19 protein-coding genes and 1 tRNA gene are annotated in these 19589 nt (G+C 62.8%); 13 read left to right on the top strand and 7 right to left on the bottom strand.

Going from position 1 to position 19589, the window contains the following annotated elements:
* Positions 1 to 130 precede the first annotated feature (130 nt).
* Positions 131 to 478 carry a GrlR family regulatory protein gene (locus P6U30_RS19730; protein WP_407146393.1) on the top strand — a complete coding sequence of 116 codons (348 nt, stop codon included), beginning with the start codon at positions 131 to 133 and terminating at the stop codon, positions 476 to 478.
* A gap of 499 nt (positions 479 to 977) precedes the next feature.
* Positions 978 to 1280, top strand: coding sequence for a hypothetical protein (locus tag P6U30_RS19725; RefSeq protein ID WP_407164618.1), 303 nt, complete (start codon positions 978 to 980; stop codon positions 1278 to 1280).
* Between the two features lie 179 nt (positions 1281 to 1459).
* Here P6U30_RS19725 and P6U30_RS19720 read toward each other — a convergent pair whose 3' ends face one another.
* Positions 1460 to 1621: a hypothetical protein gene (locus P6U30_RS19720; protein ID WP_407164617.1), complete on the bottom strand. Its 162-nt coding sequence runs from the start codon at positions 1619 to 1621 to the stop codon at positions 1460 to 1462.
* Between the two features lie 267 nt (positions 1622 to 1888).
* Here P6U30_RS19720 and P6U30_RS19715 point away from each other — a divergent pair, with 267 nt between their 5' ends.
* From P6U30_RS19715 to P6U30_RS19695, 5 genes are all read left to right on the top strand, one after another.
* Entirely contained in the window at positions 1889 to 2650 is a 762-nt protein-coding gene (locus tag P6U30_RS19715) for an SIR2 family NAD-dependent protein deacylase (RefSeq protein ID WP_407164616.1), read from the top strand.
* Between the two features lie 198 nt (positions 2651 to 2848).
* Complete coding sequence (locus tag P6U30_RS19710; RefSeq protein WP_407146389.1) at positions 2849 to 3514, top strand: cold-shock protein; 666 nt, start codon at positions 2849 to 2851, stop codon at positions 3512 to 3514.
* Between the two features lie 127 nt (positions 3515 to 3641).
* Entirely contained in the window at positions 3642 to 4121 is a 480-nt protein-coding gene (locus tag P6U30_RS19705; RefSeq protein ID WP_407164615.1) for a DUF192 domain-containing protein, read from the top strand.
* A gap of 65 nt (positions 4122 to 4186) precedes the next feature.
* Positions 4187 to 4263, top strand: a tRNA-Pro gene (locus P6U30_RS19700).
* Between the two features lie 185 nt (positions 4264 to 4448).
* Complete coding sequence (locus P6U30_RS19695; RefSeq protein ID WP_407164614.1) at positions 4449 to 5225, top strand: cyclase family protein; 777 nt, start codon at positions 4449 to 4451, stop codon at positions 5223 to 5225.
* Between the two features lie 315 nt (positions 5226 to 5540).
* Here the strand turns inward: P6U30_RS19695 and P6U30_RS19690 are convergent, their stop codons facing one another.
* Positions 5541 to 5810: a hypothetical protein gene (locus tag P6U30_RS19690; protein ID WP_407146386.1), complete on the bottom strand. Its 270-nt coding sequence runs from the start codon at positions 5808 to 5810 to the stop codon at positions 5541 to 5543.
* Between the two features lie 361 nt (positions 5811 to 6171).
* On the opposite strand from P6U30_RS19690, the gene P6U30_RS19685 reads away from it, so the two are divergent.
* Positions 6172 to 7995: a carbamoyltransferase gene (locus tag P6U30_RS19685; RefSeq protein WP_407164613.1), complete on the top strand. Its 1824-nt coding sequence runs from the start codon at positions 6172 to 6174 to the stop codon at positions 7993 to 7995.
* A gap of 38 nt (positions 7996 to 8033) precedes the next feature.
* Here the strand turns inward: P6U30_RS19685 and P6U30_RS19680 are convergent, their stop codons facing one another.
* Both P6U30_RS19680 and P6U30_RS19675 read right to left on the bottom strand, forming a co-directional pair.
* Positions 8034 to 9500 (bottom strand): SagB family peptide dehydrogenase, encoded by a 1467-nt coding sequence (locus P6U30_RS19680; protein WP_407164612.1) that lies wholly within the window; start codon positions 9498 to 9500, stop codon positions 8034 to 8036.
* Positions 9501 to 9512: 12 nt separating this feature from the next.
* Complete coding sequence (locus P6U30_RS19675; RefSeq protein ID WP_407164611.1) at positions 9513 to 11765, bottom strand: TOMM precursor leader peptide-binding protein; 2253 nt, start codon at positions 11763 to 11765, stop codon at positions 9513 to 9515.
* Positions 11766 to 12602: 837 nt separating this feature from the next.
* Between P6U30_RS19675 and P6U30_RS19670 the strand changes: the two genes are divergently transcribed.
* Complete coding sequence (locus P6U30_RS19670) at positions 12603 to 13496, top strand: VOC family protein (protein WP_407164610.1); 894 nt, start codon at positions 12603 to 12605, stop codon at positions 13494 to 13496.
* 8 nt (positions 13497 to 13504) lie between these two features.
* Here P6U30_RS19670 and P6U30_RS19665 read toward each other — a convergent pair whose 3' ends face one another.
* Positions 13505 to 14671: an OpgC domain-containing protein gene (locus tag P6U30_RS19665; RefSeq protein ID WP_407164609.1), complete on the bottom strand. Its 1167-nt coding sequence runs from the start codon at positions 14669 to 14671 to the stop codon at positions 13505 to 13507.
* A 225-nt stretch (positions 14672 to 14896) separates the two neighbouring features.
* Here P6U30_RS19665 and P6U30_RS19660 point away from each other — a divergent pair, with 225 nt between their 5' ends.
* Positions 14897 to 15202 carry an ETC complex I subunit gene (locus P6U30_RS19660; protein ID WP_407146380.1) on the top strand — a complete coding sequence of 102 codons (306 nt, stop codon included), beginning with the start codon at positions 14897 to 14899 and terminating at the stop codon, positions 15200 to 15202.
* 6 nt (positions 15203 to 15208) lie between these two features.
* Here P6U30_RS19660 and P6U30_RS19655 read toward each other — a convergent pair whose 3' ends face one another.
* Positions 15209 to 15703: an Lrp/AsnC family transcriptional regulator gene (locus P6U30_RS19655; RefSeq protein ID WP_407164608.1), complete on the bottom strand. Its 495-nt coding sequence runs from the start codon at positions 15701 to 15703 to the stop codon at positions 15209 to 15211.
* On the bottom strand, positions 15703 to 16365 hold the full coding sequence (locus P6U30_RS19650) for a TetR/AcrR family transcriptional regulator (protein WP_407164607.1): 663 nt from the start codon (positions 16363 to 16365) through the stop codon (positions 15703 to 15705). Before P6U30_RS19650 ends, P6U30_RS19655 begins: the two co-directional genes overlap by 1 nt.
* A gap of 12 nt (positions 16366 to 16377) precedes the next feature.
* On the opposite strand from P6U30_RS19650, the gene P6U30_RS19645 reads away from it, so the two are divergent.
* From P6U30_RS19645 to P6U30_RS19635, 3 genes are all read left to right on the top strand, one after another.
* On the top strand, positions 16378 to 16542 hold the full coding sequence (locus P6U30_RS19645; RefSeq protein WP_407164606.1) for a hypothetical protein: 165 nt from the start codon (positions 16378 to 16380) through the stop codon (positions 16540 to 16542).
* 19 nt (positions 16543 to 16561) lie between these two features.
* Positions 16562 to 17734, top strand: a complete 1173-nt coding sequence (locus tag P6U30_RS19640) for an isovaleryl-CoA dehydrogenase (RefSeq protein ID WP_407164605.1) — start codon at positions 16562 to 16564, stop codon at positions 17732 to 17734.
* Positions 17735 to 17982: 248 nt separating this feature from the next.
* Positions 17983 to 19587 carry a carboxyl transferase domain-containing protein gene (locus tag P6U30_RS19635; RefSeq protein ID WP_407164604.1) on the top strand — a complete coding sequence of 535 codons (1605 nt, stop codon included), beginning with the start codon at positions 17983 to 17985 and terminating at the stop codon, positions 19585 to 19587.
* Positions 19588 to 19589 lie beyond the last annotated feature (2 nt).

Below are 19589 nucleotides of genomic sequence, written 5' to 3'. Positions count from 1 at the left end.
GTGAATAAATGCTGGCGGGGAACCCGGGCCTCCCACCGGCTCTGCCGGGTGAACGAACCGCGGCATGCCGCCGCTCGCAGATCGTCCCGGTTCGCGCAATAATGCCGCACGGAGGCAGACGACACGAGCGATGAAGAACGGGCTTTACTCAGTTCATATGCACATGACCGACGGCGTGAAGGGACGCGACAGCGGCATCCTGATCCTGCGCGATGGCGTCCTGATCGGCGGCGGTCCTTATTTCTGGTCGATCGGCGCCTACACCGTCGGCGACGGGACCTGGAAGGGCCATCTCAGCACCAGCCAGCACACGCCGCTACCAGATCCATTCGTTCGCCCCCTGGCGGGCGGGCAGGAGGTCCACAGCGGCTTCTCCGGAACGTTTGGAGAAGATGGCGCGGATGCGTTTGGCACGGTGCTGGTGGGAACGCGCAGCCTGAGTTTCCGGGCCACTCTGAAATGGCTGGCGGACGCATGAGAGCTCACGACGCGAACGCTGTGGATATGTGCGCAGCAAGGATATTGTATTTGCTTGGTGAATTCCGTTCTCGCCGCTGTGGATTTGCTGCGGATAATTGCTGAACAAGCAGTGGACGATTTTCGCATCGGCCGACCTGCCACGCTGGCCAGTCCGCAGGTGACCGACACAAGCCGGGTTAGCATAGCAACCTTCGGTCGCTAGTCGGGCAGCTTCCCGTTCGGATGCTTGTGGTACATCGCAATGCCGATGAAGCCGGCAAAGCCCAATACGTTCAGCAGAAGTTCCATCCACGCTGGCATGCTGCCAACCCTCTCTTGGCTCTAGCTTTTAACCCCAAGGTTGTTTTTTTGTTCATACACTAACCGATGGTAGCTCTGCGCAATCGCATGGCTATGGAACTCGGCGGTTCCGTTCGAGGTCCGATCTGAAACCGCCGCTGTGCGATTTGCGTTATTCGTCAGTCGTCAATTCGTCAGATCATGTGAGGAGGTTGCGCATGAAAAAGGGATTGGCAGTTCTGGCGACGGTCGCGACGGTTGGCGCGACCATGGTCAGCGCGCCAGCGCAGGCGCGCGGTATCTGGCCAGGCTTGGCATTCGGCCTGGCCGCCGGCGCGATCGCTGCAGGTGTCGCGGGCGCCTACGGCCCCTACTACTACGGGCCGGGTTACTATCCCAGATACTACTATGGGCCGCGCTACTACGGGCCGCGCTATTATGGTCCGGGACCCTACGCCTATTATGGTGGGTACTACGGCGGCCCGTACTACCGGCGCTATTATTGGCACCATTATTGGTGATAGCCAAAAGCCCGAAGCACATCGCTTCGGGCTTTTCGATTCCGCATCGGTGGCGATCGGTCGGGATGCCGATCGCGCGGCGTAGTCTCTTGTCGGCGTGATCTGCGCACGCAGGCTGCGTCACTGTCGTGAGGGAACGCACCAGCTCACGTCATGGACCTTGCCGACGTCGTACGATGTCACACCGTTTTGCGTTGAAATCCGCTCCAGGCGTTGCCGAGCGTGTTGGCGTAATATTCCTGACGATCGCGCTCGAACTTTTGTTGTGTTGCCCGGAAACTGGCGACGCGTGCGGCGATCTCGTCGCGTTCACGCGCGACCGCCTCTTCCTTGTCAGTCATTGCCCATCCTCTTGGTGGCGCTGCCCCGCGGCGCATAGGCAGGGGTGATCTTGGCGTGAGTGCGGAGCTCGCGTTGCGGGAATGTGGTCAACCAGTGGCGGGCTTCTCGTCAGCCAAGTCTGGACGCACCGGGGCAGCGAAGAACTCGCAAGCTTGCGATCCGTCCGCCAGGGCGACTTGCCCGGCGGCGCTGTGTCTTCATTGCGTACCGATCTGGCAACCGATCGGACCGTGCTATAGTCGGAGCGACCAACCGGATCATTTCACGTGATTGCAAAAGACCTGCGGAGCGGCGTCGAAGAACTCGGCAACATGATAGCCGAGGCATCGACTATCGTTCCGTTCACTGGCGCCGGCATCTCCACCGAGTGCGGCATTCCCGATTTCCGCTCGCCCGGCGGGATCTGGAGCCGCAACCGGCCGATCCCGTTCGACGAGTTCGTCGCCAGCCGGGACGCGCGCGATGAATCGTGGCGCCGCCGCTTTGCGATGGAACCGACCTTTGCGGCAGCCAGTCCAGGCCGAGGCCACCGCGCGCTTGCATCGCTCTATCGGGCCGGAAAGGTTCCTGGCGTCATCACGCAGAACATCGACAATCTGCATCAGGCGTCCGGCTTCAAGGCGGGCGATGTTGTCGAGCTGCACGGCAATACAACCTACGCGCGCTGCATTGGCTGCAGCAAGTCCTACGATCTGCCGTGGGTGAGGCAGCAATTCGACGCGACGGGCAGCGCACCTGATTGCGCGGACTGCGGCGATCCGGTCAAGACTGCAACGATCTCGTTCGGGCAGGCAATGCCCGAGGACGCCATGATGCGCGCGACGGAACTCTCTCAGCATTGTGATCTGTTTCTCGCAATCGGATCTTCACTTGTGGTGTGGCCGGCCGCGGGCTTTCCGATGATGGCGAAGAACTGCGGCGCGCGGCTCGTGATCATCAATAATGAGCCGACCGATCAGGACGACATTGCCGATCTCGTGATCCGCCACGACATCGGCGAGACGCTCGGTCCATTCGTGGGCAATTGATGCTCGCTTGATTCGCGGCTGTGCAAGCCTGTTCATAGTTCCCGGCAGATCGGTTTTTTAGCTATGCGCGGCAGGCGGGAGTGTTATCTTTTGATTCGAGATTCGCGCAGCGTTCTCGTGAGTTGGTGATGGGTAGCAGCGTGTTCAGGCGTCGCCGTAACGACGGCAAATTGCAATTGAAGTGTGGGGTCCGGGGTCATGGGGTCGGACGGATTTGAGTCCAAGAAGCTCGGCGGACCGCCGGCGAGCGGAAGCGGGCAGAACAGATTTGGATCGGGCGAGTATGCAAGCGGCGCGCCGCGCGATCCTGCGATCGACGCGTTCTCCGGACTTGGCGACGCCGCTGCCAACCTCGTCGAGATTTCCGGCGTCATCAAGTGGTTCGACGCGTCGAAGGGTTACGGCTTCATCGTTCCCGACAATGGCTGGCCCGACGTGCTGCTGCACGTGACGGTGCTGCGGCGCGACGGCTATCAGACCGCCTATGAAGGCGCGCGCCTTGTGGTGGAATGCGTGCAGCGCGCGAAGGGGTATCAGGCTTTCCGCATCGTCTCCATGGACGAGTCGACGGCGATCCATCCGGCGCAGATGTTGCCGCCGCGAACGCACGTGACCGTGACGCCGACCAGCGGGCTCGAGCGCGCGCAGGTCAAGTGGTTCAACCGGCTGCGCGGCTTCGGCTTCCTGACCTGCGGGGAAGGCACGCCGGATATCTTCGTCCACATGGAAACGCTGCGTCGGTTCGGCATGACCGAACTCCGCCCCGGTCAGTATGTGCTGGTGCGGTTCGGGCCCGGCTCCAAGGGCATGATGGCTGCCGAGATCCATCCCGAGAGCGGCCCGTCGGCACTGTCGTCGCACTAGCCATGGGTGAGGAGAGCGTCCTGACGGAAACGTGAGCCGTCAGGCGGTCCCCGAGGCTCTGGCATTTGCCGCAATCGTCGGGTTAGGGTCCGCCCGGACAAAATCTCCCCGGCGTGAGTATTTATCGATGAAGTTTGATCGTGTTGGTGAGCGGCTCCGTCGCTGGCTGGTAGCCGCGCTCGTCATCCTGTTCGGCGCGCTGGCCGGGCCGCGGGCACAGGCCGCGACTTTCGAGCCGCTCGAGATCGTCACCAAATCAGGCGTTCACGTCTTCTCGGTCGAGCTCGCGACCACCGAGCAGGAGAAGGAAACCGGCCTGATGTACCGCAAGGAGCTCGCCGACGGCAAAGGCATGCTGTTCGACTTCTCGCCGGAGCAGGAGGTGTCGATGTGGATGAAAAACACCTATATCTCCCTCGACATGATCTTCATTCGTGCCGATGGCCGCATCCTGCGCATCGCCGAGAACACCGAGCCGATGTCGACGAAGATCATTCCCTCGCGCGGGCTCGCGAAGGGCGTCCTGGAGGTGATCGCGGGGACCGCGCAGAAATACGGCATCCAGCCGGGCGACCGGGTGGCGCATCCCCTGTTCAAGGGCCGCTGAAAGACCCGACAGGGTGCCTTGCTGGCGCCGATTTATGCGTGTATCGACAGGCTTCTCGGAAATGTCGGGGTATAGCGCAGCCTGGTAGCGCGGCAGTTTTGGGTACTGCAGGTCGTTGGTTCGAATCCAGCTGCCCCGACCATTCACCTCATCCCATCTCAGGTCATCTGGACGCTGTTTGAGCGGCTAGGCGTGTCCGTACCAAGGACGGTCGCGGCCGGCCAGGCGGTCGCACGCACGCCGGGTCGAGCGGATGTGGCTTGCCGATCGAGCGAGCGGGCTGGCAGGGTAAGGCTGCCCCGACAAGAACAATCCGTGAGGACCGCCATGGCGCGCAGACTGATCGACATCTCCGTTCCACTGCAGAATGACGTTCCGGCCGATCCGCCCGGCAATCACCCGACCATCCAGTATATCGACCACCAGCAAGGCCTGCCCCGCATGTTGCAGTTCTTCGAGGGATTGAAGGCCGAGGATCTGCCGGATGGGCAGGGCTGGGCCGTCGAGCAGGTCTCGCTCTCCACCCACAATGGCACGCACCTCGATGCGCCCTGGCATTTCCATCCGACCATGAACCGCGGCGAGCGGTCCTGGACCATCGACGAGGTGCCGCTGGAGTGGTGTTTCCAGCCGGGCGTGAAGCTCGACTTCCGGCACCTGCCGGATGGTTACGTCGCGACCGCGAAGGATGTTGAGGCCGAGCTCAAGCGCATCGGCCACACGCTGTCACCGCTGGAGATCGTCGTCGTCAACACCAGCGCCGGCGCCAAATACGGCCGCCCCGACTACGTCAATTCCGGCTGCGGCATGGGCTACGAGGCGACGATGTATCTGCTCGAGCGGGGTGTGCGGCTGACCGGCATTGACGGCTGGAGCTGGGATGCGCCGTTTGTTTACACCGCGAAGAAGTACGCCGAGACGAAGGACGCCAGCCTGATCTGGGAAGGTCACAAGGCCGGGCGGCACATCGGCTACTGCCATATCGAAAAGCTGCACAATCTCGAGCAGCTTCCGTCCACCGGCTTCATGGTGTCGTGCTTCCCGGTGAAGATCGAGCGCGCGTCGGCGGGATGGACGAGGGCGGTCGCAATCATCGATGGCTAGCCTCGCCATCGCATTGCGGGAACATCGGCGTGCCGATCATTACTGGTGGATTGTTGCCTCGCGGCTACAGCCTTAGGCTCTCAAATCTGCTCTCATACACGCAGTGGTCGTAAGCGTGATCGACGACCGGGCAGGCGGCTCGCCGTCGATCTCATGGCTTCCGCAGTTCTCTCCCGTGGACTGGAGCCCCGGCGTCATCCGGGGCTCTTTCTTGCCCGGCAAGCGGAAATCCCTTGGCATAAAAAAATCAGGTGCGCCGGGACCGGCGTACCTGACGTCGTGTTGTGGATTTCGGTTACGCGGGGCCGGACGCTGTTACCACCGGCAAACGCGAACGCCGCGCGGGGTCCACCAGCAACGGGGGCCGGGCGCGTAGTAGCCGCGGGGATAGTAGCCACGGCCGCGGTATCCCCAGCCGCCGCGGTAGCCCCAACCGCCGCGATAGCCCCAGCCGCGTCCGCGCCATTGCGCCTGTGCCGGCGTCGTCGTCGCGCCCAACAGAATGGCGGACGAACTCGCGACATAGACGAACAGCAAAGCGATCGCCGCCAGGCAGCGCGTCAGGACATTGTAGCGTTTCGTCATTCCAGAATCTCCAGATCACTTCCAAACAGCAGCAGCGATGCTGGCTGTCTTGCTTAGACGCGCGACACCGACACTCGGTTCCGATGCGCTAAGACAATATCTTCACTAAGGTTCTTGCGAGTTTTCACGAGTCTATTGAGACGATCAGATCGGGTCAAGTTACTGGAGCGGTTGCGATGGATGATCGTGTTGCTGTGCTCTCTTGTCGTTCATCTGCCGTTCATTCTGTTCATCTTGATCTGCGGTCGATTTGATTTGTGCATCGCGGAAGCCGAAATTTGAAGCATCAAGGAATCTGCCACGAGAACTTGAAGTCGACACGATTTGTCAACATTACGAGCCGCCCCTCCGAAGAGTGTCCATGCCCAAACAACACACCTACGTCCTTGGTCTCAACAGCTACGACCATGATGTGAGCGCCTGTCTGCTGCGCGACGGCGCGATTGCGTTTGCGATCTCCAAGGAACGGATCACCCGGGAGAAGCATGCGTCCGGCTTCTACAAGGAGGTGATCGACTATTGCCTCGCGGCCGAGGGCATCACGCTCGACGACGTCGATCTCGTCGTGCGCAACAGCTACATCCTGCCGGTGCCGGAGTTGGAAGAGCGGCTTGTCCATCAGGATATGCCGGGATTCCTGCCGATCGCCGAGCGGGACGAGGCGATGAATCATCCGCTGTTTCGCTCCAAGTCCGACAAGGTGGTGTCGATCTCGCATCATCTCGCGCACGCCTACAGCGCGTTCGCGGTATCGCCGTTCCGGGACGGGGTGGTGATGATCGTCGATGGCGTCGGCAACTATAGGTCCGATGCGATGGAGCCCTATCCGTCCGACGATGGCGACAGCCCGCTGGCGCGCGAATCCGAGAGCTACTACAGGTTCGACGACGTCTGGCTTGAATGCCTGAAGAAGGTCTTCATGGAGCCGGCCCGCGGACTGCTGAGCGACGAATTCTACAACATGCCGGGCCTTGGCGCGCTGTACAGTCGTGTCTCGACCTATGTGTTTGGTGACTGGAACAAGTGCGGCGAGCTGATGGGGCTCGCGCCCTACGGGCGCCGTGAGCAGGTGGGTCATCTGCTCGAGATGACCGACGGCAAGTTGAAGGTGCCGTTCTGGACCGCCGAGAACCAGCAGCCTTATGTGCTCGACAGTGGCAGTTGGGAGAAGAGCCCGGCCATGCGGCACTGGGAGGATATTGCCTGGCGGGTGCAGGACGATACGGAAAACGTGCTGCTGGCGCGGGCGCGCTGGCTGCGTGAGACCACGGGAGCGAAGAACCTTTGCATCGCCGGCGGCGTCGCGTTGAACTGCGTGGCCAACGGACGCATCGCGCGCGAATCAGGCTTCGAGAATATCTGGATTCAGCCGGCCGCCGGCGACGACGGCATCGCGATCGGCTGCGCCTACTACGGCTGGCTGGAGGTGCTCAAGCAGCCTCGTTGCTTCGTGATGGATCACGCCTATGTCGGCAGGCCCTATAGCGACAACGAGGTGGCGGCAGCGTTGCGGAATTTTCTGGTCCGCATCCAGATCGACGCCAGGCGCAGCGACAACATCTGCCGCGACACTGCCAGACTGCTCGCCGATCAGCGCGTGATCGGCTGGTTTCAGGGGCGGTCGGAATTCGGCCCACGCGCGCTCGGCAACCGCAGCCTGATCGCCGATCCGCGCCGGGCCGAGATGAAGGACATCCTCAACAGCCGGGTCAAGCACCGGCAGGCGTTTCGTCCGTTCGCGCCGATCGTGCTCGCGGAGCGCATGAAGGAGGTTTTCGAAGGGGAGGAGGACTCGCCCTTCATGCTGATCGCCAAGCCGGTCCGGCCGGAATGGCGCGACAGGATTCCGGGGATCGTGCACGTCGACGGCTCAGCGCGCGTGCAGAGCGTGCGGGAGGCGACCAACCCGATGCTTTATCGCCTCTTGAAGGAGTTCGAGGCGCTCACCGGCGTGCCGGTGCTGATCAACACCTCCTTTAATGTCAAGGGCGAGCCGATCATCGAGACGCCTGAGGACGCCGTAAGCTGCTTCCTTACCACCGGGATCGACAACCTCGTGATGCACGACACGCTGGTGTCGAAGAATAAGACGCACAAGATCGTTGCGCCGGTCATGAAGACATTCGGCGACGTCACGACGATCGTCGCGGCGACGGCTCCGCCAGAGGGTGGCCGCGCCGGCTGAGACGCTCGGCGCGCGCGCCACGAGGTGCGGGACGGGGACTATGAGGAAGCGGGCGGCTCGATACCGCGCCCCAATGCGAACTGGCCGACCGGGCCCTCGACGTGAAACTCGAGGCCGGTCATTTTCGCGAACAAGTCGATATTGGTGGTGCCGATCGCACAGCCGCCGAGGCCCAGATCGGTCACCATCATGTACAATGTTTGCGTCAGGACGCCGACGTCCTTCAGGATCAGCGCATAGGCGATGGCGCTGTACTTCCAGGAGATCCGGCCAAAGCGCGCCGCGATCGTGATCAGGATCTGCGGTGGAGACGGCGCGTCCATGGCAAATGCCGCGCTTTGCAGCATGGCCTCGAACTGTTGCGGGTGAACGTCGATGGCCGTCAGCGCGTGGGCATCGGCATCATAGTGATAGAATCCCCGCGCCAGCCCATCGCAATTGGCAATGGTCAGATAGAGCTCAAGCTCGTAAGCGCTGCCGGCCGCGGGATATGGCCTCGCCGTATATTCATACTCGACGTCGGGAGCGTGGTCCGTGATTTCAAGCTGGCCGCGCCATTTCGATCGGGCGCGTGCGACACCGTTGAGGAGGATTGAAAGCTCACTCAGCGCGATCGGTTTCCGGTCGTCGAAATCACGCGTGGAATGCCTTTCGTGCAGCAGCCTTTCGAATGGCGAGGCGATCCGGTCCGGCGGCGGCAGCCTGACGGTCGTGCCAGGCCAGGCAGGCCGGATTGCGGGCAGTGGCGAGATCACACCGGCGTACGGGTAGAGGCCGCCGAGTGGATTTGCCTGCCGGCCCTCGGTGCTGCGGGCATGGAACAGAAGGTCGTGAAAATCCCAGAGGACCAGGGCGTCGTCTCCCTCGACCTGCCGAAGCGTGTCGCGCTTGGCCGCCTCGACCGTGAAGAGAATCTGGCAATCCAGCAGCAGCGCGAGCAGCGCCGGCCCCGGATAATCGTTCCGCCGCCGGATGCGGCCGATCGGTTGTGGTGTGACGAGCATCGTGAGCAGGCTCGCGATCCGTGGATCGCATATCCTGAACACGGCAGCAGCCCGCGGCGATTCCAGCACCATCTCGGTCCCGCGCCGGCGCAAATAGGCGAAGCGTGACAGGGCAATCATCGTCGCATCGCTCAGCTTTTGCACCTGCGGCCAATAGTCGGGCGTTTGCGGCTCGATCACCGCCAGGTCTTTGGTGTCTTGTGTGCTCCGCAGGCAGTATTCCACGAGGCCGCGGCGCGCCAGTTGCCGGACCAGGCGCGCGACGTCGCGCTCGATCTCGTCGCCTTCGGGCGACAGGGAGGAGAGCTGCAAGCCTTCCCGCAATCCCTTTGCGCGCTTCGCTGCCGCGGCGCTGAACTTGCCGAGCGGCTCCGGATAGCCGTCGACATTTGCGGCCGTGCTGCCGTCGGCCTGAGCCTCCAACGCGACGCGTGGATTGAGCCGAACGAGCAGCAACGACGGCGCGGTGCCTTGCGATCTCTTTGCTGTGGCCGCGGGCACGCCGGTATCACCTCAGGTGTGCGGGAGGAATGGCGTCAATTCGCTTTCCGGCGTTGGTCGATGGCGTAAGCCGAGCTTGACGGGCACATCATAGAGCCGTCCCGGCGCGAAGCGGCGATAGAAATGACGCATGCCGGGAACGATGACCCTCACCACGGGGACCTCGACGTCCGGACGGGTCTGGTCGAGAACGAGGAAGTCCATACCCGCGCGCGCGGCGATGTTGACGCAGGCATCTACCTGCGCCCGCGTATTGTCGAGCGGCAGGTTTGATGCGGCCGCCGGCGGCGCGATCGGGTTCGGGCTAGGAAGCAGGAACGGATACTGTTCGAGCCGCAGCGGATTGATGCCATCGAGGCTCGGCTTCTCGCCGCTGCCGCCGCCCATCAATCCGATCGACAGGAACTGATTCAGCTCCGTCAACGACCGCAGCAACGCGATGCGCGGATCGAAGTGGGCGCCGGATCCGAACTCGATGTTCTCCTGTCCGTTCTGCATCCAGTGCACGATCGCGACATAGGCAGGCACGCCGAGATCGCTCGTGATATCGAGCACCCAGAGCCGGCGACCGGAGTCCTCGAGCTGGGTCTTGAGATCGTGGACATAGGAGTCGTCGAACTTGTTGAGATCGACCTCCGCCCGTTGCGATCGGTTGTACCACCAGATCGCGTAGGCATCGCGCTCCATCAATTCGAGGAAGCCCTGCACGATTGCTTCCTCGCGCGTATTGCCGGCCGCGCAGCCGTTGGAGTCGGCGGCGAAGGGTGCTGGACCGTCGTAGAAGAAATATAACAAGCTTGTCGGAACATGTCTGAAGTGCTTGTCGCGCAGCGACCAGACCGGCGACCACTCGATCCGCGCCGACGGATCAAACGGCTCGGGAGCCGGTTGGGTGTGATGAGAATCGTGGTCGTTCGGCCGCAATCGGGTGCGGTATTGCTCGTCGCTGAAGAGCAGAATGTCGTTGGGTCGGATCGCATCGCCCGATGGAAAGTCCGTGAAGCGCTTCCGGATCCGGATCTCGTCGCCTTGAAAGATTCCCGAGTAGCGCTCGATCGCTTCCATCAGCGCGCTGGCTTCGCCTTGTTCGGCCGTGCTGCCCTTGCCGAAGCTGCCGCCGCTTAGGCCCGCCCGAAGCTCGTCGAGACTTTGCGCCGGCGCGGAGAAATTATGCTGGGCGTAGAAATTGGTATTCATCGGCAGATCGACGTCGATCCGCTCCAGCCGTTTCACCACGCCGGTGAGAGGGCTGACATGCTTTCTGAACCGCGCCACCGTGGCCCGCGACGACACCGTGCGGTAGCCGCCGCTGGTCATGACAAGCCTGGCGCCCGGTCCCAGTTCGATCGGCCGGGCCGCGCGCCGCGGGTTCTGCAGTTGCTTGCTGCCGCACGTCGGACATTGCGGGCGCGCCGCCACATAGTGCCTGGCGATGGTCGAGCCCAGCAGGTCGAGGCTTATGATGTGATTGTGCAGGTCAGTGCGAAAGCCGCTGGCGATCGCCTTGGCGATCTCGATCGCCGCGAACTGGATGCCGCTCTGCCCGACCATGTGCTGCGCAAGCGGAGAGACCGCAACGGGCGGCACGGCGCCGCGATCGAGGAATCCCTTGATCTCGCGGTTACGGATCATTCGATCGAACAGGCAGGTCCAACATGCGGTCTCGCCCGGCTTGAATATCGGGCCGACAAGCGGAAACACGCCGGAAGGCTGCACCAGCAACCACGCCGACTTTCCGGACACGCGCTCGAGGTTGCGCTCAGCAAGGCGCCGATCGAGATAGTCGTTTACCAGCGTTACGGTCAGGTCGGGTGATGTCTTGACGATGCGAACGCCCAGGTGCTGCAGCGCCTGGCTCAATTCGGCCGCGCCCTTGACGTCGATCGTCTCGATCCGCACCCGGCAATTCTGAAGGTTTTGCCCAGCAACCGCACCCGGCAGGCCGAGGCTCGCCCAAAGCCCGTCGACGGCGTTGACGACGGCCGGCGGCCTGATGATGGCATAGCGGCGCTCAATCAGCCGCTTGATGGCTTCGTCGATCTTGTCAGGCGGAAATGCCCGCCCAAGCTTGTCGGCGAGCTTGGCAACGCTGCATCCGTTCTTGCCGATTGCCGCTACGAGGGCGCAATAAAGCTCGCCATGAAGAAAGAATTTGCGGTCTTCCGAGTAGAGGCAGACGACGTCGGGTGGCAGCACGTAGGCTGTGAAGTTCGGTGCGAATTGCAGGACGTCCTTATTCGCCTGCTGAGCGGTTTTTCTGGGCAAAGAAGCGTTCCTGTGCAACGTGCGAGCCATCTTGCGGATGCGAGGCCGCCGACCTCAACAGTTGAGCGGGATGACCCGAACCCCACGGTTCAACGATGCGGGGACAACATGAATTGGCCGGGTTGACGTGTGTCTAACCCGGCCATGGCGAGCGATATGTGTCAACGCAACGCTGTCTAAACTAGCAAAGGCGGCACGCGCCCCATGATAGGCAGCAACCGCCACCGCATCCCCAGCAACCGCCGCATCGGCAGCCACGGCAACCACCGCACCTGCAGCCGCCGCATCGACAGCCACGGCAACCACCGCATCCGCGCCACGCGACCTGAACGCCGGCGCTGGTGTCTTCTTTGTCGAACAGGTGGAATGTCGCGAGGCTGACGTCTGCGATCTCTTCTTCACCGAGCGTGATGGCGTGCGGTGGCGCGTAGTTAGGGGTTTGTGGCGCGTCTGCTGCCGGCACGGCCGATGCGGATGCACCTCCCACCAGTGAGAAGGTCAATCCGGCTGCACCCAAGGCAGGCACAGCAGTCTTGGTCACACGCTTACTCTTGGGGACTTGCTTCGCGCGTGGCATAGTCGCATCCTCCATTCTTGACGTGTTATCGAATTCGACCCTGGTGTAGTTTTACAATCCAGTGTCGCACCGTGCAAGGCGCGCAGCGCACACACACTCGCGAGCTTCATCGCGTCGCGTCTTGTCGTTCATCTTCGCAAAGTGGTTCATCTTGATGAACGAGATCATCAAGTGCTGCTATCACCCAGCCACAATCATCGAGGACACGAGAAGTTGCATGCTGCGTTGCAATTATCCTGATCGCGACGCAAGGAGTTGGCATGGCGGATGATGATGCAGGCTTCGCTTGGTATGAGCTGCTGACCACCGACGTCGCTGGGGCCAGTCGCTTCTATGCCAGCGTCCTCGGCTGGGAGGCGAAAGACGCGTCCACACCTGGGCTTCCTTACAAATTGTTTCTAACTGGCGAGCTTCCTCGGGGCGGGCTGATGGCGCTGCCTGAGGAGGGCAGGCGGCAGGGCGCGACACCACGCTGGGTCGGGTATGTCGAGGTTGATGACATCGAGCTGACCGTCCGTCGCATTCAGGATCTCGGCGGGGCGATCTATGTGCCGCCGACCAACACCAATATCGGCCGCGTCTCGATCGTCGCCGATCCGCAACGCGCGACGTTTGGATTGGTCAGTGGATCGACGGTCGCTTCCCTCTCGGTCGAAGGGCTCGATGCGCCCGGACGTGTCGGCTGGCACGAGTTGCTCGCTGCCGACTGGCGTAAGGCATTCGGCTTCTACAGCGAGGTCTTTGGTTGGCAGCGAGTCGAAAGCGGCGTCCCTGCCGCCGAGCCCTATCTGCTGTTCTCGGCTGGTGGGCCGACCATCGGCGGAATCTTCAACAAGCGACCGCTCGAGCCGATCGCGTTCTGGCTTTACTATTTCAATGTCGACGACGTCGACGCCGCCATCGCGCGGGTCAAGGCTGCCGGCGGGCGCGTTTATGAGGGACCGCTCGAACTGCCGGACGGGAGCTGGATCGTGCGTTGTATCGATCCGCAGGGAGCCACATTTGCCCTGGAGGGATCGCGAAGCCCCGACAGCTTGGCTGAGGCGCAGGCCGCCGAATATCGCTGGACGGCAAGCTGGGACGCGTTCTCATCAAAAGGCAGATGGCGAAGCGGCCCGCCGGGCGGCAAGCGGCGACGGCCGCCGGGCGGGTAAGGGAACAATCAGCCCGCCTTGGCTGGCGCGGGCGGCTTGGCGGGCGCCGGAGGTTTGACCGGTTTGTCCTGCCGCTTCGACCAGGAGATGTAGTAGGCCACGATCGTCATGATCGCGATGCCGGAAATGCTGACGAAGATCTGGGCGAACAGCGAGCCCGAGCTCATCGACAGCTCGAAATGGCCGACGAAGGACAGAAACACGCCGACACAAAAGACGGCGAGCGATTGCTGGCCGCACACGATCAGCGGATCGAACACCTTCCACTCCAGCGCCGCCCAGTCCTTCGGCACGAAGCGGATCACCAGCACCACGATCACGGCGAAGTGCAGGAAGCGGTAGGGCGCGAGGTTGGTCTTGTCGTTCGGATTGAAGGCCGAATAGAGCCAGTCCGGGAACATCGCGCCGAATTCCGGGAAGCGTCCGGCCATGGTCATGATCAACGCAAAGATCAGATAGGCGACGCAGAACCAAAGCGTGTAGCGCGAATTGATGATGTGCATGTTGCGCCGCGCGCCACCGAGCGCGCACCACGATCCGAACACGAACAGCACCTGCCAGCAGAACGGATTGAAGTACCAGGTGCCGGCCGGGTAGGCCGGCAGGTTCCAGCCCATGTGCCGCGACACCAGCCACAGCACCAGCGAGGCCAGCATGGTCCAGTTCGGCTGCCGCAGCATGAACCACAGCACCGGCGGGAATAGTCCCATCAGCACGATATAAAGCGGCAGGACGTCGAGGTTGACGGGCTTGAACTTGAGGAACAGGCCCTGCCGCAGCGTCTCGGTCGCGTTGTCGACGAGACCGGCGACGTTGAATTCGTTGATCATCTCGGAATCGCCGAAGCGCAGCGCGAGGTAGCTGATCGAGGCGATGTAGATCACGAACAGGATGATGTGAGCGACATAGAGTTGCCAGACGCGCTTGGTCAGCCGCGTGGCGCCGACGATGAACCCGCGTTCCAGCATCATGCGGGCGTAGACGAAGGAAGCGGTATAGCCGGAGATGAAAACGAACAGGTCGGCGGCGTCGCTGAACCCGTAGTTCCGCGTGGTGATCCAGTTCACGACGTTGTCCGGGATGTGGTCGAGGTAGATCGCCCAGTTCGCGATTCCGCGGAACAGGTCGAGCCGGAGGTCACGTCCTTTTTCGGGCAGGGTCGCGTGGATTTCCATGGGGCCGCTTCTTCGAGGTGATGCTTTCGAGAAGGCCGCGCTGCTGGCCGCGGAAAGCTCCGAGGCCCAGATTGTCACAGCGCGGTAGAATGACTATACCGGTCCAGCGAAGGTAACACCCGGGATGAGGAATCACCGATCACATCGTTGAACGGTGTCAGTATACTATCCCGGCGGTTTCCTCCAATCGCTTGATGTCGCATATCCCACGAGGCCCGACCATCTATGACCGCACGCATTTTTAAGCCCGCCAAAAACGCGATGCAATCGGGACGTGCCAAGACCAAGGATTGGCAACTTGACTACGAGCCCGAGCAGCCGCGCACCGTGGAGCCGCTGATGGGCTGGACCTCGTCGACCGACATGAAGCAGCAGCTCTCGCTCCGGTTCGAGACCAAGGAAGAAGCTATCGCCTACTGCGAGCGCAAGGGCATCGCCTACCAGGTGATCGAGCCGCAGGCGTCGGCGCCTCGCCAGATTGCCTATGCCGACAATTTTGCGTTCCGCCGCTGGGAGCCCTGGACCCACTAGGGGCGATTAGGTCGCCGAGCCTGGAGCGGCCGGGCTGCCGGGGATCGGCAGCGGCGCGTCCTTCGAGACGCCGAGCACCGGAAAGCTCCTGATCTTGCGCACGTTCGGCAGGCTGGCGAACTGCAGGAGCTGCTGGCGCATGTCGTCGACATCAGGTGCGACGCATTTGAGCATGAAATCGGCGTCGCCCGAAATCCGCCAGCACTGCAGAAAACGCGGCACCGCTGCCACGGCGCCCTCAAACGCCTCGATCGCCGACAGGGTCTGGCTCTCGAGCTGGATCAGGACGAAGGTCGTCACCTCATAGCCCAGCATCCGCTCATTGAGAGTGGCGCGGACGGCCCGGATCACGCCGCTGCTGCGCAGCGCCCTGACCCGGCGCAGGCAGGGCGGGGCGGTGATGCCGACCCGGGCCGCGAGTTCGTTGATCCTGATCCGGCCGTCATTCTGCAGTTCGGATAGGATCCTGAGGTCGATGCCGTCAAACGGTTGGCGCTCCATCACCGGCGCTCACCCGCCACGGCGCTGCGGAGAGCCGCGCTGCTCTGCCGCGCTTCGTCGGCCTTCGTCAATGCTGCGCCGACACCTGTCAGCACCAGCTTCTCGTGGGCCGCGACAATCGCCTCCTTCGTCAGCCGGCCTCCGGGGCGATACCAGGTGCAAGGCCCGGTGAGCAGCGCCAGGATCGCAAAGGTCGCAACCTGGACGTCGACGACCTCGAAGATGCCCTCGGACACCCCGTCAGTGAGGATCTGAGCCAAGCGCTGCTCGTAGGCGCCGCGCAGCGCCACAATGGCCTCATAGTTCTTCGGCTCCAGACTGCGCAGCTCGGAATTGGCGATGAAGGTCTCGCGCTTCCGGGTCATGTGATAGGTAACGTGGAACGCGACGAAGGCGCGCAGCTTTTCGACCGGATCGGCCTTTCCGGCGAGCGCGTGATCGAGCTGGCGCAGCAGATCGTTGATGTGGTCCTGCACCAGGTTGAACAGCAGATCCTGCTTGGTGCTGATATGATTATAGAGCGAGCCGGCCTGGATGCCGACCTCGCCGGCGAGCTGGCGCAGGCTCATCGCCTCATAGCCGTGCTCATAGATCAGGCGCACGCCGGCCTTGCGGATCGCCTCCAGCGTCTTGGGGCCGTGTGAGCCGATCGTGCGTGCCATCAGGAGTCTCGGATGGGTGCTGGCTTGCTGCGAAGAGGCTGGAAACAAGCGAACGACCGTATGTTTATCACACGAAATCCGAGCAAATTCAATGGGCTGCGGATGTCGTTCGCGGAGCATAACACAGCAGCTTGCGATGCCAAGAAAAAAACGTATGATCGTTTAATTGCAGGATGAATCTCTAAAGGGAGGGATCATGGCCTCGAACCAGGCGGCAGTGTTCAATTTCGACCTTGGCGAGACCGCGGATGCGATCCGCGAGACGGTGCATGATTTCGCCACCAACGAGATCGCGCCGCGGGCGGCTGAGATCGATCGCTCCAACCAGTTTCCGCGCGACCTCTGGCCCAAGCTCGGCGCGCTCGGCCTGCACGGCATCACCGTGGAGGAGGAGTACGGCGGCTCGGGCCTTGGCTATCTCGAGCATTGCGTCGCGCTGGAGGAGATCTCGCGGGCATCCGCGTCGGTCGGCTTGTCCTACGGCGCGCATTCCAATCTTTGCGTCAACCAGATCCGCCGCAACGGCACCGAGACGCAGAAGCGCAAATATCTGCCGAAGCTGATCTCGGGCGAGCACGTCGGATCACTGGCGATGTCGGAGCCCTCGGCCGGCTCGGATGTGGTCTCGATGAAGACCCGCGCCGACAAAAAGGCCGACCGCTTCGTGCTGAACGGCAACAAGATGTGGATCACCAACGGCCCGGTCGCCGATACGCTCGTGGTCTATGCCAAGACTGACCCGAATGCCGGGCCGCGCGGCATCACTGCCTTCATTATCGAGAAGGGCATGAAGGGCTTTTCCACCGCGCAGAAGCTCGACAAGCTCGGCATGCGCGGCTCCGACACCTGCGAGCTGGTGTTCGAGGATTGCGAGGTGCCGGAGGAGAACGTGCTCAGCGAGGTCGGCCGCGGCGTCAATGTGTTGATGTCCGGCCTCGACTACGAGCGGGCCGTGCTGGCGGCGGGTCCGATCGGCATCATGCAGGCCTGCATAGATGTGGTGCTGCCTTATGTTCACGAACGCAAGCAGTTCGGTGAACCGATCGGCGCGTTCCAATTGGTGCAGGGCAAGGTCGCCGACATGTACACCACGATGAATGCCTCCCGCGCCTATGTCTATGCGGTGGCCAAGGCCTGCGATCGCGGCGAGACCACGCGCGAGGATGCCGCCGGCGCGATCCTCTACGCCGCGGAGAAAGCCACCCAGTGCGCGCTGGACGCGATCCAGCTCCTGGGCGGCAATGGCTACATCAACGACTATCCGACGGGCCGCCTGTTGCGCGACGCCAAGCTCTACGAGATCGGCGCCGGGACCAGCGAGATCCGTCGCATGCTGATCGGCCGCGAGCTGTTCACCAAGACGGCGTAGCTTTCTCTTCCTTTCCCGCTCGTCGCGGGGAGAGGGAGAGGTGAGGGGCTGTAACCGCGTCGGCGGTGACAGATGAGTTCGCGGAGGCTCCCCTTCACCCGGATCGCATCGGTCGATGCGATCCGACCTCTCCCGCAAGCGGGGCGAGGTAACGCGAGGCTTCCGCGGGACCACCTATCGAGCCGCCCGGCGCGATGATCTATTTTGCGCAAGTCCTGACGGTGTCACCAACGAGACGTGCAACGCTTATGCTGCTTCATTCGACGATCGATCCGACATCCCAAGAATTTGCCCGTAACGCCGAGGTGATGCGTGGCCTGGTCGCGGAGCTCCGCGACAAGCTCGCTCAAGTCGCCGGCGGCGGGGGCGAGACCTCGCGCAGGCGCCACACCTCGCGCGGCAAGATGCTGGCGCGCGATCGGGTCGATCTTCTGATCGACCCCGGCACCGCGTTCCTGGAGCTATCTCCGCTCGCCGCCAACGGCCTTTATGGCGGCGATGTGCACTCGGCGAGCATCGTCACCGGCATCGGCCGCATTTCGGGGCGCGAATGCATCATCGTCGCCAACGACGCCACCATCAAGGGCGGCACCTACTACCCGATGACGGTGAAGAAGCATCTCCGCGCCCAGGACATCGCCCGGCAGAACAATCTGCCCTGCGTCTACATGGTCGATTCCGGCGGCGCGTTCCTGCCGCTGCAGGACGAGATTTTCCCCGACGAGCGGCATTTCGGGCGCATCTTCTACAATCAGGCCCAGATGTCGGCCGCGGGCATTCCGCAGATCGCAATCGTGATGGGCTCCTGCACCGCGGGCGGCGCTTACGTGCCGGCGATGTCGGACGAGAGCATCATCGTGCGCAACCAGGGCACGATCTTCCTCGGCGGTCCGCCGCTGGTGAAGGCCGCGACCGGCGAGGTCGTCACGGCCGAGGAACTCGGTGGCGCCGACGTTCATTCGCGGCACTCCGGCGTGACCGATCACTACGCGCAGAACGATGCCCATGCGATCGGGATCGCCCGGCGTATCGTGGGTACGCTGAAGCAGCCCACGAAGGCGCCGCTCAACATGCGCGCTTCCCAGGAACCGCTGTTTCCGGCCGAGGAAATCTACGGCGTGGTGTCTGCCGACGGCCGCAAGCCGTTCGATGTCCACGACATCATCGCGCGGATCGTGGACGGCTCGGAGTTCGACGAGTTCAAGCGGCTCTACGGCACCACGCTGATCTGCGGCTTCGCCCATATCTGGGGCTATCCGGTCGGCATCATCGCCAACAACGGCATCCTGTTCAGTGAAAGCTCACTGAAGGGTGCGCACTTCATCGAGCTGTGCTGCCAGCGCGGCATTCCGCTGGTGTTCTTGCAGAACATCACCGGCTTCATGGTCGGCAAGAAGTACGAGGCCGGCGGCATCGCCCGTGACGGCGCCAAGCTGGTGACGGCGGTCGCCACCGCCGGCGTGCCGAAATTCACCGTCGTGATCGGCGGCTCCTACGGGGCCGGCAATTACGGCATGTGCGGCCGTGCCTACAGCCCGCGCTTCCTCTGGCTTTGGCCCAATGCGCGCATCTCCGTGATGGGCGGCGAGCAGGCCTCGATGGTGCTGAGCCAGGTGCGCCGCGACAATATCGAGGCCAAGGGCGAGGCCTGGTCGGCGGAGGAGGAAGAGAAATTTCGCGCTCCCATTCGCGCCCAGTATGAGAGCCAGGGCAATCCCTATTACGCCACCGCGCGGCTGTGGGACGACGGCGTGATCGATCCCGCCGATACCCGGCTGGTGCTTGGGCTCGGGCTGTCGGCTGCGGCCAACGCGCCGATCGAGCCGACGAAGTTTGGCCTGTTCAGGATGTGACC

Origin of the sequence: Bradyrhizobium sp. ORS 111 (assembly GCF_045571485.1) — a bacterium.
Taxonomy (GTDB): Bacteria; Pseudomonadota; Alphaproteobacteria; order Rhizobiales; family Xanthobacteraceae; genus Bradyrhizobium.
This window is presented reverse-complemented; position numbering and strand designations above follow the sequence as displayed.